Source organism: Candidatus Neomarinimicrobiota bacterium (genome assembly GCA_041154365.1).
GTDB classification, from domain to species: domain Bacteria; phylum Fidelibacterota; class Fidelibacteria; order Fidelibacterales; family Fidelibacteraceae; genus Fidelibacter; species Fidelibacter multiformis.
The window spans coordinates 834540-846730 of record AP035449.1; the positions used below are offsets into that span (position 1 = coordinate 834540).

The 12191-nt window shown below is 44.9% G+C and carries 12 protein-coding genes; 8 read left to right on the forward strand and 4 right to left on the reverse strand.

All coding sequences use genetic code 11. From position 1 onward, the window contains the following. Window positions 1–14 precede the first annotated feature (14 nt). Complete coding sequence (locus strainIA91_RS03575) at window positions 15–1217, forward strand: hypothetical protein (RefSeq protein WP_400167743.1); 1203 nt, start codon at window positions 15–17, stop codon at window positions 1215–1217. 21 nt (window positions 1218–1238) lie between these two features. Here strainIA91_RS03575 and strainIA91_RS03580 read toward each other — a convergent pair whose 3' ends face one another. Continuing rightward, window positions 1239–1577, reverse strand: a complete 339-nt coding sequence (locus strainIA91_RS03580; protein WP_400167745.1) for a hypothetical protein — start codon at window positions 1575–1577, stop codon at window positions 1239–1241. A gap of 462 nt (window positions 1578–2039) precedes the next feature. Here strainIA91_RS03580 and strainIA91_RS03585 point away from each other — a divergent pair, with 462 nt between their 5' ends. Genes strainIA91_RS03585 through strainIA91_RS03595 form a run of 3 tightly spaced genes read left to right on the forward strand, consistent with a single transcriptional unit; the run spans window position 2040 to window position 4865 of the window. Next, window positions 2040–3062: a Gfo/Idh/MocA family protein gene (locus strainIA91_RS03585; protein WP_400167746.1), complete on the forward strand. Its 1023-nt coding sequence runs from the start codon at window positions 2040–2042 to the stop codon at window positions 3060–3062. A 13-nt stretch (window positions 3063–3075) separates the two neighbouring features. Then, on the forward strand, window positions 3076–3666 hold the full coding sequence (locus strainIA91_RS03590) for a DapH/DapD/GlmU-related protein (RefSeq protein WP_400167747.1): 591 nt from the start codon (window positions 3076–3078) through the stop codon (window positions 3664–3666). Beyond that, a complete protein-coding gene (locus strainIA91_RS03595; protein ID WP_400167748.1) occupies window positions 3663–4865 on the forward strand; it encodes a glycosyltransferase family 4 protein in 1203 nt (400 codons plus the stop codon). The genes strainIA91_RS03590 and strainIA91_RS03595 overlap by 4 nt, the downstream gene beginning before the upstream one ends. A gap of 110 nt (window positions 4866–4975) precedes the next feature. Here the strand turns inward: strainIA91_RS03595 and strainIA91_RS03600 are convergent, their stop codons facing one another. The 3 genes from strainIA91_RS03600 to strainIA91_RS03610 all read right to left on the reverse strand — a co-directional run bounded on the left by strainIA91_RS03600 (window position 4976) and on the right by strainIA91_RS03610 (window position 6595). Next, window positions 4976–5434 (reverse strand): hypothetical protein, encoded by a 459-nt coding sequence (locus strainIA91_RS03600; protein WP_400167749.1) that lies wholly within the window; start codon window positions 5432–5434, stop codon window positions 4976–4978. Beyond that, the gene (locus strainIA91_RS03605) at window positions 5376–5996 is read right to left on the reverse strand and encodes a nucleotidyltransferase domain-containing protein (protein WP_400167750.1); all 621 of its coding nucleotides are present in this window, start codon (window positions 5994–5996) and stop codon (window positions 5376–5378) included. Before strainIA91_RS03605 ends, strainIA91_RS03600 begins: the two co-directional genes overlap by 59 nt. A 209-nt stretch (window positions 5997–6205) precedes the next feature. Then, window positions 6206–6595, reverse strand: a complete 390-nt coding sequence (locus strainIA91_RS03610) for an endonuclease domain-containing protein (protein WP_400166489.1) — start codon at window positions 6593–6595, stop codon at window positions 6206–6208. A 580-nt stretch (window positions 6596–7175) separates the two neighbouring features. Here strainIA91_RS03610 and wecB point away from each other — a divergent pair. The 4 genes from wecB to serS all read left to right on the forward strand — a co-directional run bounded on the left by wecB (window position 7176) and on the right by serS (window position 12186). After that, window positions 7176–8258: a non-hydrolyzing UDP-N-acetylglucosamine 2-epimerase gene (gene wecB / locus strainIA91_RS03615; protein WP_400167751.1), complete on the forward strand. Its 1083-nt coding sequence runs from the start codon at window positions 7176–7178 to the stop codon at window positions 8256–8258. Then, on the forward strand, window positions 8255–9652 hold the full coding sequence (locus tag strainIA91_RS03620) for a sugar transferase (RefSeq protein WP_400167752.1): 1398 nt from the start codon (window positions 8255–8257) through the stop codon (window positions 9650–9652). Before wecB ends, strainIA91_RS03620 begins: the two co-directional genes overlap by 4 nt. 9 nt (window positions 9653–9661) lie before the next feature. Further along, on the forward strand, window positions 9662–10813 hold the full coding sequence (locus strainIA91_RS03625; protein ID WP_400167753.1) for a DegT/DnrJ/EryC1/StrS family aminotransferase: 1152 nt from the start codon (window positions 9662–9664) through the stop codon (window positions 10811–10813). A gap of 107 nt (window positions 10814–10920) precedes the next feature. Further along, window positions 10921–12186 (forward strand): serine--tRNA ligase, encoded by a 1266-nt coding sequence (gene serS, locus strainIA91_RS03630; RefSeq protein WP_400167754.1) that lies wholly within the window; start codon window positions 10921–10923, stop codon window positions 12184–12186. Window positions 12187–12191 lie beyond the last annotated feature (5 nt).

Here is a 12191-nt window from a genome sequence, read left to right on the forward strand (position 1 = left end):
GCATCCTTCCGCTTATGGCAGGAGAAACTCAAAAGTCAATATTGGATAGTATAAAAACTTTCTATTGGTCTGAGGAAACGAATCATGGGGATTGGTTTATAAATCAAGCCAATCACGATAGTTGGGAGGGATCAACTGTTTCAGGCAGAGATGGAATGCTTGCTTACAGCGAATCGGTTGTCATGCGAGGATTGTTAATGCTATGGGAGCTTACTGGGGATGCGCTTTGGCAAGAAGAATTTCTCCGTCATGCCGAAGGAGTGATGTCCCATTCAAATAGTGCACTTCAGGACAGTGGATTGTATGACGATCAGATAAGGGGAGATATAATTCCCGGTTGGATTGTAAGGGGACGTTATTCACCTAAAAGCTCACTTATAGAGCATCTTCCACCTTTGCGATATAATTATATCATTCATAACTCATTGATTATTTTGCCCTATTTTGAGTATGCGTGGTATCAGAAAGAGATTCTCAATCAAGAACTTTCATTATTATTTCAATATTGGATCAAGTATGCCAATGATGTATTAAACCAAATGCTTGAAGATTGGGAAAATGGATGGTTTGTGTATGCATACACCAATTCGGAAAAATATCCCAAAGCATATAAAAATACAAAACAGCCTCTTGAGTTTAGTCAGGTAACACCTGTTGGAGCTGTTTTATTGTATAAAAAAACACTGTACGGTTTGACAGCTAAGGAAGAAGATATACTGCAATCAATAATTGCTGAAGCTAAAAAAATTTTTACTATTGATGATTCCGGTGCCTGTATATGGGAAAAAAATCTGAATTCTATCATGCCCTGGGATATTCAAGATGTATCTCATGCCACATCAGACCTGATTTTACTGAATACTTTAATCCAATTTGGTTATGAAGACTTTGATAAGTATTATTTGGCGATAAATAAGACACTAAATCGAATGCTTGTCTTTGATACAAATGGCGTACTACAATGTTATCCCCATGTGGATGGAACTGCAAAAAATGAGTTAAATCCTCTTGATCGCCGATATCCCGTTAATCGCTATGCGTATTATTTTGCGCATCAATGGCCGTCGTTTACAGAAGAAGATACACTCGCCCAGAAAAAAATTAAAGCATTATTGAAAAGCCGGCACTTTCGTTATAAAAACGGTATATGCGATGCCTTGGATGCATTCTGGTTTATAGGAAACGTTTCTATGCTTTTCTATGACAATAAGGATTAAAATGATGGTGTTATTTAGTATTTAATTGCTTGTATCACAAACAATATACATTACTCTTGCATGACCATTAGAATCCAATGATTCTTCTGTCCGGACACTGATTTTCCATCCTTGTTCAGCAGCCCGGAAAAGAAGATCAGTAATCGCCTCATAGTTTTTATGGGTCCGATGAATTAAATAATAATCGTTTTTAGGATTCATATCCGTTTTTCCACCCTTTAATGTGAAAAAATATCCTGTGTCTGATGGATACAAACGACCAACTTTTCCATAATTTTGTGCATCATGGTAAGGTGCTGCAATTAATGCAATCGAGAGTAACATTAAAAGAACAACGGAAACGAGTACTTTCTTTTTCATGAAAACCTCCTTGATTAGCTTATTACGTTTAGTCTAATAAATATAACATACAATAACCCCAAGTAACAGGAAAAGATAATGAAAGAGGAAAATATTCATAAGTTATTGAAGGATTTCATTTTTTTCTTCAGCTACTCTCCGCATCCCAGCGACTTCAGCGAGAGGTATCCCCCTCTGCGCTCTCTATCCCAGTCTCTCCATCACCCCCTCGTATCGCCATTCTCACTGCATCCCAGCGATCTCAGCGGGAGGTACCCCCTCTGCGCTCTCTATCCTAGTCTCTCCATCTCTCCCTCGTATCGCCATTCTCTCCGCATCCCAGCGACCTCAGCGGGAGGTCTCTCCTCTGCACCCTCTCTCCCCCTGAAAGAATTCTATCTTATCCTCCCCATATTTACTAAATTACTCCGTTAAATCAGCAGGTGAATGATACTGAAGCATGTTGAAAGAGAAGGTTGAAATATGTTGAATATTGCCCTTATCGGTTGTGGACGGATTTCTAAAAACCATTTTGAGTCGATTAAACACTTTTCAGATGATTTAAAGCTGGTAGCGGTCTGCGATATCGTGAAAGAGCGGGCAAAGACGGCAGGTAAAGAGCAAGGGGTGGACTGGTATACGGATTATACTGAGATGCTGAACCGGGGGGATATTGATGTGGTGTCTGTCTGTACACCCAGCGGCCTCCATCCGGCTCATGGGATTCAGGCGGCCAGGGCAGGCTGCCATGTGATTACGGAAAAACCCATGGGCATTACCCTGCCTTCCGTGGATGAATTGATCCATACCTGCGATGATGAAGATGTACACCTGTTTGTGGTGAAACAAAACCGCCTGAACACCACCATGCAACTGCTGAAACGGGCTCTGGATAAAGACCGGTTTGGACAGATTTATATGGTTCAGAGCAATGTGTTCTGGATGCGGCCCCAGGAATACTATGATATGGCCAAATGGCGCGGGACCTGGGAATTTGACGGCGGCGCTTTTATGAATCAGGCGTCCCACTATGTGGATGCCCTCCAGTGGCTTATCGGTCCCGTAGACCACGTGATGGCCGAAACAGCCACCCTGGCCCGCCATATCGAGGCTGAAGACACAGGTTCTGCCATCCTCCGCTTCCGCAACGGTGTGATCGGAAATATGAATGTAACCATGCTGACCTATCCGAAGAATTTTGAAGGATCCATTACGATTATCGGTGAAAAGGGAACGGTGAAAGTGGGTGGTGTGGCCATCAATAAAATCGAGAAATGGGAATTTGCCGAATATGACGACGATGATGCCATTATCGAAAAAAGTAATTACAATCCACCCAATGTGTATGGGTTCGGACACATTCCCTATTATGAAAATGTAATTAAAGTCCTGAAAGGGGAGAGTGAACCCAATACAGACGGCCGGAGCGGACGCAAATCCCTTGAACTGATCCTGGCCATTTATCAATCTGCCAAAACCGCTAAGCGGGTCAGCCTGCCTCTCTAAATCCGGAGCATGTATGCCTGAAGAAAAAAATGTTTTTGTTCATGAGTCATCCTATGTGGATGACGGTGCTGAAATCGGTGAAGGGACAAAGATCTGGCATTTTTCCCATGTGCAGAAGGGAGCAAAAATCGGTCCTGGATGCACCCTGGGACAAAATGTCAACGTCGCCAACAACGTGATCATCGGGAAACAGGTAAAAATCCAGAATAATGTAAGCGTTTACGAAGGGGTGGAACTGGAGGATTATGTCTTCTGCGGTCCCTCCATGGTTTTTACCAACGTCCTCAATCCCCGGAGTGAATTTCCCCAGCGGGGATCACAATTCTATCATAAAACCCTGGTGAAAAAATCCGCCTCCATCGGCGCCAATGCCACTATCGTCTGTGGCATAACCATCGGTCGCTATGCCTTTATTGGTGCCGGTTCGGTGATTACCAAAGATGTGCCGGACCATGCCCTCATGGTAGGGGTACCTGCAAGGCGCATCGGCTGGGTGTGTGAATGCGCCAACCGGCTTAATTTTGATGAAAAAGGAAATGCAAGCTGTTCAAAATGCGGTAAAACCTATTATCTTTCTGAAAATAAAGTGACCCGTCTTTCATGAATTCATCCCCCCACGTCTTAATCCTTACCCAGTATTTTCCCCCGGAAGCCGGTGCGGCTGCATCCCGGATGAGTGATTACGCCCTTTTATTAAAAGAAGCAGGCTTTAAGGTCAGCGTGGTGTGTGAGCGTCCGGCATACTTTATCCGCCGGAATGTGAAAAGTAAAAATGTGGAAATCTGGAACGGGATCAACGTGTATCGGTCCTGGGTGATTGTGAATAAACGCTCCACCAATAAAGACCGCTCCTTTTTTTATCTCTCATTCATGCTTTCAGGTATCTGGCGCTCTTTATGGATTGATAAGCCGGATGTCATCTGGGTTACCTCGCCGCCGTTGACCACGGCTGTGGCAGGGCGGATTATCTCCCGACTCCGGCGGGTGCCTTATATCCTGGATGTAAGGGATCTGTGGCCCGATTCGGTGATTGAGCTGGATGCCATGAAAAACAGATTTTTTATCCGCATTCTGGAGGGACTGGAACGGTGGGTTTACCGGGGAGCCACAGCCATCTCCCTGGCGGTCCCGGGTTTCAGGGAGCGAATTGCCGCTAAAATCAAAAGTAAAGCGGATTTTGTGGATCTTCCCAACGGGGTGCCCGATTTTATGCTCACTGAAGCGTCCAGGCCCGTCTTTTTTCAAAATGCCATTGAGGGGAAATTTGTGGTCCTTTTTAGCGGGAATATGGGCATTGCCCAGGGGCTGGACCGGATAATCGATGCGGCGAAATTGCTGAAATCCCGTGAAGAGATCATGTTTGTTTTTGTGGGGGACGGGGTTAAAAAGACCGAACTGGAAAAAGAAGCCGTGCAGGCAGGACTGAAAAATGTCATCTTTGTGGAATCCCAGGCCCGGTCCGAAATGCCCTCTATCATCAGTGCTGCCCATGTAGGACTCGTACCCCTGAAGAATGTGGATCTGTTTACCAATGCCCTGCCCAGCAAGATGTTTGAATACCTGGCCCGGAAAATTCCCCTGGTCACCAATATCCCGGGAGAAGCGGCGGCTTTTATTCAAAAATACCACTGCGGTATCGTCCTGCCTCCCGATCACAATGCCGAAGATCTGGCATGGGTCCTTAGTGATCTGTCCACAAAACGGGAAAAGTGCGCGGCCATGGGAAAAGCAGGCTATGCCGTGATCAAAGAATCCTTTACTCGGAAATATTTTGTGCAGCGCCTGATTGAAAAAATTCAATAGAGTTGAGAGTTAAGAGTGATGAGTCGTAGCGGCAGGACACGTCCTGCCGCTGAGTACAAGTTTTGAGTTGAGAGTTTGGTTTAGTGCGTTCTTTGATCACATGATGAAATTTATGGTTCATCGTCATATTCTAAATATTCCGGATGATTCATTTTGAGCCAATGGATAACGTCTTCTCTTAATTCCTGAATGTAGTTACGGAGTTCTGATGCATTTTCTTTCGTGACACCACCAATATAATCATATTCAACAGTATTTCGCTTGATTCTGCAGATATCTAAATATTCGGCATCACACGGTTTGTCATTACCCAATATAAGAGGCAGGGCTCTGATTGTTCTATAATGCGCCTGTACCTTTTCAGGTCTGTATCCCTCTGAATAAAGCAAAATTGTACAGAGTTTAAGTGCGGCATTGTAAGCAATTTCAAATTGCCAGTCTGCAGACAGGTTTTTTTGTCCCGAATCCTTTATATCCCGGTTAACCATCTCCAGCAATTGTTTGATTTCTTCACAACTGGTCTGATGTGGCCTGATCCAGCCGTTTTTCTCCCAATCGGCTAAACGCATCTTCTTTCCCAATGATGAATAATTTTGGTGATTTCAGAACACTGCTGACAAAATGTTCTTTTTCTATTTTTCTTTTGATAAACGTTTCGCGAGTCATTATATGTGGATTCACTTCCCGTCCGATAAATGATGAAACATTTTTTAGTTTTCTTGTTATCTCTCTTAAATTCAGATCGCTGATAATGAAAAGATCTACATCACTCTCAGCTGTTTCGGTACCTCCTGCAATTGAACCGAATACAAAGGCAAAATCTACAGATTGATCTGATAATGCGTCTTTCAAAATATCTGTCAGTCCGGAAGTCTTAAGAACGAGCTGATGGATGACAGAGTAGAGAGGATGTTCACGGTTTGCTTTGTAATATGTCCGGTTGCTATCATGACGCTTAATGATAAGTCCTAACTTTTCCAGCTTGGCTGCTTCCTGCCGAACAGTTCCTATCGATAAACCGGCTTGCCGTTCAATTTCTCTTAAGTGATATTCATGGGGGATCACTCCAAACAGAATTCGGAATATTTCAGCCCGGGCACGTGATGATAATATTTTGATGAGAGTATTCATTCTTAATCTCTTTGTATGCTTGTAACATACAATTGTTTGGTTTAAACATACAACTATTATTTGAGGAGAGTTGAGAGTTAAGAGTGATGAGTAGAGAGTAAAAGTTTTGAGTTGAGAGTTTGATTGAGTGCGTTAATTTTTGGATGGACCAAAAAAGTCCCCTCTTGAGAGGGGATTTAGGGGTGTGTAAGTTGTATATTAACATACATTTATAGCTCTAATTCTTTTTCTCTTTCTTTTATAATCTCTTCAATAACACGTAAAACATTATCAATATCATCCAAAACCTCATCATCCCAAAACCGGATTGTTTTGACTCCTAATTGCATTAACTGATATTCTTTGCGACGATCTTTTTTCTGGTATTCTTCCAATAAATGGCTGTATCCATCCAGTTCGATAGCCAGCATAAGCTTTGGACAGAAAAAATCCACAATATATTCATCAATGGGTTTTTGCCGATGAAAATCATACCCTTTCATGTTTCGTCCCTTTAGATATTTCCAGAGTTCCCGTTCGGATTTAGTGCTGTTATTCCGGAGTTGACGGGCATATTTTTTTAGTTTAGGGTTGTAATGTAAGAAGGTGAATTCTTTCATGATCATAAAAGATTTCTTTGATTTCGGGGGCAAAGAAATATAAATAATTATAAATTAGATTAAAAGCGTTTTTGTCTAAGCACCCAAATCAAGCCCAGTCACCAGTCCCCAGTTCCCAATCCCCACTCCTCGTCACGTGTTACTCGTTACTATCTTACACACCCCTAAATCCCCTCTCCAGAGGGGACTTTCTCGGCCTTACCGTCAATTAAACGCACCCAACCAATCTCGTCACTCGTCACGTGTTACTCGTTACTATCTTACACACCCCTAAATCCCCTCTCAATAGGGGACTTTCTCGGCCTTACCGTCAATTAACGCACCCAACCAATCTCGTCACTCGTCACGTGTTACTCGTTACTATCTTACACACCCCTAAATCCCCTCTCAAGAGGGGACTTTTAAGCTCCAACCTCAAATTAACCCACAAAACCAAACTCAAAACTCCCAACTCAGACTCAGCGGCAGGACACGTCCTGCCGCTACCACTCATCACTCATCACTCTCAACTCTTAAAGTTTTGGTACAAAACTTTAAATCACAGTATATTCCCCCTTGTATTAAAAGAGACATCACTTCTATGACATATACCATTGCAACAATTATCGGCGCCAGGCCTCAGTTCATTAAAGAAGCTCCCGTGGCACTGGCACTCCGGGAAAATTTTAAAGAAATCATCATCCATACCGGCCAGCACTACGACCGGAATATGTCCCGTGTGTTTTTCGAGGATATGGCCATCCCCGAACCGGATTACAATCTGAATATCGGATCGGGACTGCATGGTGAACAGACCGGCAGGATGCTGGCAGGTATTGAAGAAGTACTGATTAAAGAAAAACCGGATTATGTGCTGGTCTACGGAGATACCAATTCCACCATTGCCGGAGCCCTGGCGGCGGTGAAGCTTCAGATTCCGGTGGGACACATAGAAGCGGGCCTCCGGTCGTTTAACCGGTCTATGCCGGAAGAAATTAACCGGATCGCCACAGACCGCATCGCCGACCACCTGTTCTGCCCCACGGAACATGCCGTATCCCTTTTGAGTAAAGAAGGTATGACAAAGAATGCCTTTCTCACCGGCGATGTGATGTATGACGCCTGTCTGCATTTTTTACCCCTTTCGGAACAAAAATCGAATATCGTTCAATCCCTGGTTCTAACCGGAAAAGAATATCTTTTATTGACCATACACCGCCCCTCCAATACGGATAACCCCGAAACATTTCTATCCATCCTGAAAGCCGTGGCAGAAAGTCCCTGGCCGGTGGTGTTTCCCCGCCATCCCCGGACCAAAAATGTGATGAAAAATCCGGAAATCCGGGATATCTTGTCCAAAGCAAAGCATCTGAAAATCATCGAACCGGTGGGATTCCTGGATATGCTTCAACTGGAAAACCATGCGTTGAAAATTCTTACGGATTCCGGAGGTGTACAAAAAGAAGCTTTTTTTCTGGGGAAGCCCTGCATCACCCTCCGGACAGAGACGGAATGGGTTGAAACCGTAGAAGCAGGATATAACGTTATTACCGGTGCCGATCCGGAAAAAATTGTCCAGGCGATCCACACATTTTACCCGAAGCATGAGAGAGAACAGTACTACGGGGATGGTCAGGCTGCCCGGAATATTTCAGAACAGATAAAAAAGGTGATTATATCATGAGAAAATCCCGTCTGGTTATCAATATTCTCCTTTCCGACTTCCTTGCTTCTGTAGCAGCACTCTATCTCACCTATCTGTTCCGTTTTAAGCTTAATCTTTTCGACAGTCCCATCGAGCTCTATGCCACAGATCTGATTCTGCCGGCAGCGGTGCTGTACCTTTACTGGCTTATTCTCTTTCTCTGGAACGGCCTTTACAGCTTTCCCCTGGCACCCTCCCGGACCGATGAAAATTTCCGGGTCTTTAAAACGACTTTTTTTGGGATGATCATTCTCTTTTTGATTACTTTCGATCTGAATCATCCCATTGTCTCCACCCGCCTGACGCTGCTGATTTACTGGTTTCTTTTATCCATCCTCACATCTTTGGGCAGGATTTTTTTTATTACAATCCAAAGAAAACGATTTGAACGGGGAATCGGACTAACCCCTACACTCATTGTAGGGTATAATGATTTTGGTTTTAACATTTATGATAAAATCAAGCAATACCCGGCCCTTGGCTATCAGATTGTAGGTTTTGTGACATTGAATCCTGACAATATGGGGAAAAGCTACAAAGATGTGGAAGTCATCGGGGATCTGGAAGGTCTGCCGGATCTGATCCGGGACCGTCATATCGGTGAACTGGTGATTGCCTTTGATACGGGAAATCATGAACGGCTGCTGGATGTGGTGGATAAAGTGGGACGTATGGATGTGGGATTGAAAATCATACCTGACATGTACGATATTATATCCGGTCAGGCCCGGACCAACCAGATTTACGGATTTCCCCTCATTGATATTTTCCCCCAGCTCATGCCCCAGTGGGAAAAGGCATTCAAACGCCTGATCGATGTGGTGGTCTCTTCTATCACACTGCTCATTCTCCTGCCGTTTTTTCCTCTGATTGCCCTGGCTGTTTATATTGATTCACCCGGACCGGTTTTTTACCGACAGGAAAGGGTGGGTAAGAATGGAAAGATCTTTAAAATGATCAAATTCCGGACCATGATTCCCGATGCGGAAAAGGAAACAGGACCGGTCTGGTCCCAGAAGCAGGATCCCCGCATTACCCGTGTGGGATATTTCCTGCGGAAAACCCGGCTGGACGAAATCCCCCAGTTTATCAATGTACTGCAGGGAGATATGAGCTTGGTGGGGCCCCGTCCCGAACGGCCCGTTTTTGTGGATCAATTCATTAAAACCATTCCCCTTTATCGCCACCGATTGAAAATGAAACCGGGTATCACCGGCTGGGCCCAGACCATGCATAAATACGATGAGTCCTTTGAGGATGTGAAAAAGAAGCTGGAATATGACCTGTACTACCTGGAAAATATGTCCCTGAAACTGGATTTTAAAATTATCATGAATACCTTTGCCACCGTTTTTACGGCAAAGGGACAATAAGAGGTGTCTATGTCACGGAATATCCCCCTGCTGGATTTGCAAAAAGAATTTGAGATGTTAAAACCGGAACTTATGCCGGCCCTGGAAGAGGTTTTATCCTCAGCCCGTTTTATTATGGGACCCCAGCTGGATGAATTGAACGATCATATTCAGTCCCTCCTGGGTGTAAAACATCACATTCCCTGTGCCAACGGGACAGATGCCCTGCTGATTGCCCTGAAAGCCCTGGATATCCAACCGGGAGATGAAGTCATCACCACACCCTTCACCTTTGTGGCCACGGCAGAAACCATCGCCTTTGCCGGAGCCGTACCGGTCTTTACGGATATTCGTTCCGATACATGCCTGATGGATCCAAATCTCATTGAAGAACGAATCACGGAGAAAACAAAGGCGATTATTCCTGTCCACCTTTTCGGACAAATGGTTCCCATGGAGCCGGTGATGACAATCGCCAAAAAATATGGTTTGAAAGTCATTGAGGATACAGCCCAGGCCATTGGTGCCACCCAACACGGGTGTTTTGCCGGAACCATTGGGGATATTGGGACCATCTCATATTTCCCCAGTAAAAATCTGGGTGCTTACGGGGATGCTGGCGGCATAGTGACAAATAATGATTCACTTGCAGAAACCTGCGCCCTGATTGCCAATCACGGTCAGGCCCATAAATATGAGCATCATCTTATCGGACTCAACAGCCGGATGGATTCCCTTCAGGCTGCCATTCTCAATGTGAAAATCAAATATCTGGAAGAATGGAATATTCTCCGTGCGGAAAAAGCGGCATGGTATCACAAATATCTGGATCCCTCCGTGGAAACACCCGTAACGGTTCCCGGAAATACACATATTTACCATCAGTATACCATTAAAGTAGATCAGAGGGATGCATTGAAAGAATACCTTGCCGGGCAGGGCATTGCCACAGCTGTCCACTATCCCATCCCCCTGAATGAGCAACCGGCCATCGCAGCACTGAAACTTCATGGATTTCCAACACCTGTCGCTGCCAAAACCGCGCAAAGGGTCCTGTCTCTGCCCATGAACCAGTACCTGAGCGAGGAGGATATCCGCTATGTCGCGGATGCTGTGAATTCCTTTCTGAATACAAAGAAATCACAGTCGTTCCAAAATTCTCCAACTGGATCCTCTGTTTAAATCAAAAAATAAAGTAAAGTATAAAATAGTTATTTATATCTTCAACTTTCGTCTGTGATTCCTTAAATTATTCCTTAAATTTGTGAAATTGAAAAAGTGAGGAATGCATGCTGGATATTCATGTGATCAGGGCAGAACCGGAGCGGATTGCGGAAGCCCTGCGCAAAAAAAATGTGGATGCCGATCTGGAAATCCTTCTGGAAAAAGACAGGCGTCACCGGGAATTGAGTAAAGAAACCGATGATCTGAAGCACCTGAGAAATACAGTCACACGGCAAATTAATGATAAAAAACGACAGAAACTGGATGCTACCGATGACATTCAGGAAATGCGCCGGGTCAGTGCCCGAATCAAGGAAAATGATCAGCGGATAATGGAGTTGCAGGAAGAAATCCGGGATCACCTGATCCGTCTGCCCAATACACCCCACGAATCTGTCCCGGTGGGACAGACGGAAAAGGACAATGTGGAAGTCCGCCGCTATGGGACCTTTCGGGATTTTTCCTTTACCCCCAAAGATCATCTGGCCTTGGGAGAATCTTTGGGACTCTTTGATTTTCGCCGGGGTGCTAAAATCAGCGGGAGCGGATTTCCCCTGTATATCGGTCAAGGTGCCCGGCTGGAACGGGCTTTGTTGAATTTTATGCTGGATGTACACACCCTGGAACATGGCTATACAGAGATCTATCCCCCGTTCCTGGTGAATTCTGCCAGTGCCACCGGTACGGGACAGTTACCGAAGATGGCAGAGGATATGTATTATCTGGATGAAGACGATTTGTGGCTGATTCCCACAGCTGAAGTCCCTGTTACCAATATTCACCGGGAAGAAATGATTCCCCTGGAAGATCTTCCCCTCAAATATACTGCCTATTCGGGATGTTTTCGCCGTGAAGCAGGCTCCTACGGTAAGGATACCCGGGGATTTCAGCGCCTGCACCAGTTTAATAAGGTAGAATTGGTCCAGTTCTGTCATCCGGATGAATCCTATGACACCCTGGAGAAACTGGTGGGACATGCTGAGGTGATCCTTCAGAAACTCGAACTGCCTTACCGGGTGGTGGAATTGTGTTCCGCCGATCTGAGTTTTGCTGCCGCCAAGTGTTATGATATCGAGCTCTGGTCCCCGGCTGAAGAAAAATGGCTTGAGGTTTCCAGCTGCAGCAATTTCGAGGATTTTCAGGCCCGGCGAAGCCAGATCCGGTTTAAAGATACCGACGGAAAAAATCGTTTTGTGCATACCCTGAATGGTTCGGGCGTGGCCACACCCCGGCTTCTCATTGCCATCCTGGAGAACTATCAGAATGAAGACGGAAGCATCCGCATTCCCGATGTTCTGAAAAAATATACCGGCTTTGACACCATCGCGTAGATTCG

Bases quoted from the DNA above. Each gene is read 5' to 3' on its own strand.
- strainIA91_RS03575 (WP_400167743.1), top strand. From the start codon at position 15: ATGGCAGGAGAAACTCAAAAGTCAATATTGGATAGTATAAAAACTTTC.
- strainIA91_RS03580 (WP_400167745.1), bottom strand. From the start codon at position 1,577: ATGAAAAAGAAAGTACTCGTTTCCGTTGTTCTTTTAATGTTACTCTCG.
- strainIA91_RS03585 (WP_400167746.1), top strand. From the start codon at position 2,040: ATGTTGAATATTGCCCTTATCGGTTGTGGACGGATTTCTAAAAACCAT.
- strainIA91_RS03590 (WP_400167747.1), top strand. From the start codon at position 3,076: ATGCCTGAAGAAAAAAATGTTTTTGTTCATGAGTCATCCTATGTGGAT.
- strainIA91_RS03595 (WP_400167748.1), top strand. From the start codon at position 3,663: ATGAATTCATCCCCCCACGTCTTAATCCTTACCCAGTATTTTCCCCCG.
- strainIA91_RS03600 (WP_400167749.1), bottom strand. From the start codon at position 5,434: ATGCGTTTAGCCGATTGGGAGAAAAACGGCTGGATCAGGCCACATCAG.
- strainIA91_RS03605 (WP_400167750.1), bottom strand. From the start codon at position 5,996: ATGAATACTCTCATCAAAATATTATCATCACGTGCCCGGGCTGAAATA.
- strainIA91_RS03610 (WP_400166489.1), bottom strand. From the start codon at position 6,595: ATGAAAGAATTCACCTTCTTACATTACAACCCTAAACTAAAAAAATAT.
- wecB (WP_400167751.1), top strand. From the start codon at position 7,176: ATGACATATACCATTGCAACAATTATCGGCGCCAGGCCTCAGTTCATT.
- strainIA91_RS03620 (WP_400167752.1), top strand. From the start codon at position 8,255: ATGAGAAAATCCCGTCTGGTTATCAATATTCTCCTTTCCGACTTCCTT.
- strainIA91_RS03625 (WP_400167753.1), top strand. From the start codon at position 9,662: ATGTCACGGAATATCCCCCTGCTGGATTTGCAAAAAGAATTTGAGATG.
- serS (WP_400167754.1), top strand. From the start codon at position 10,921: ATGCTGGATATTCATGTGATCAGGGCAGAACCGGAGCGGATTGCGGAA.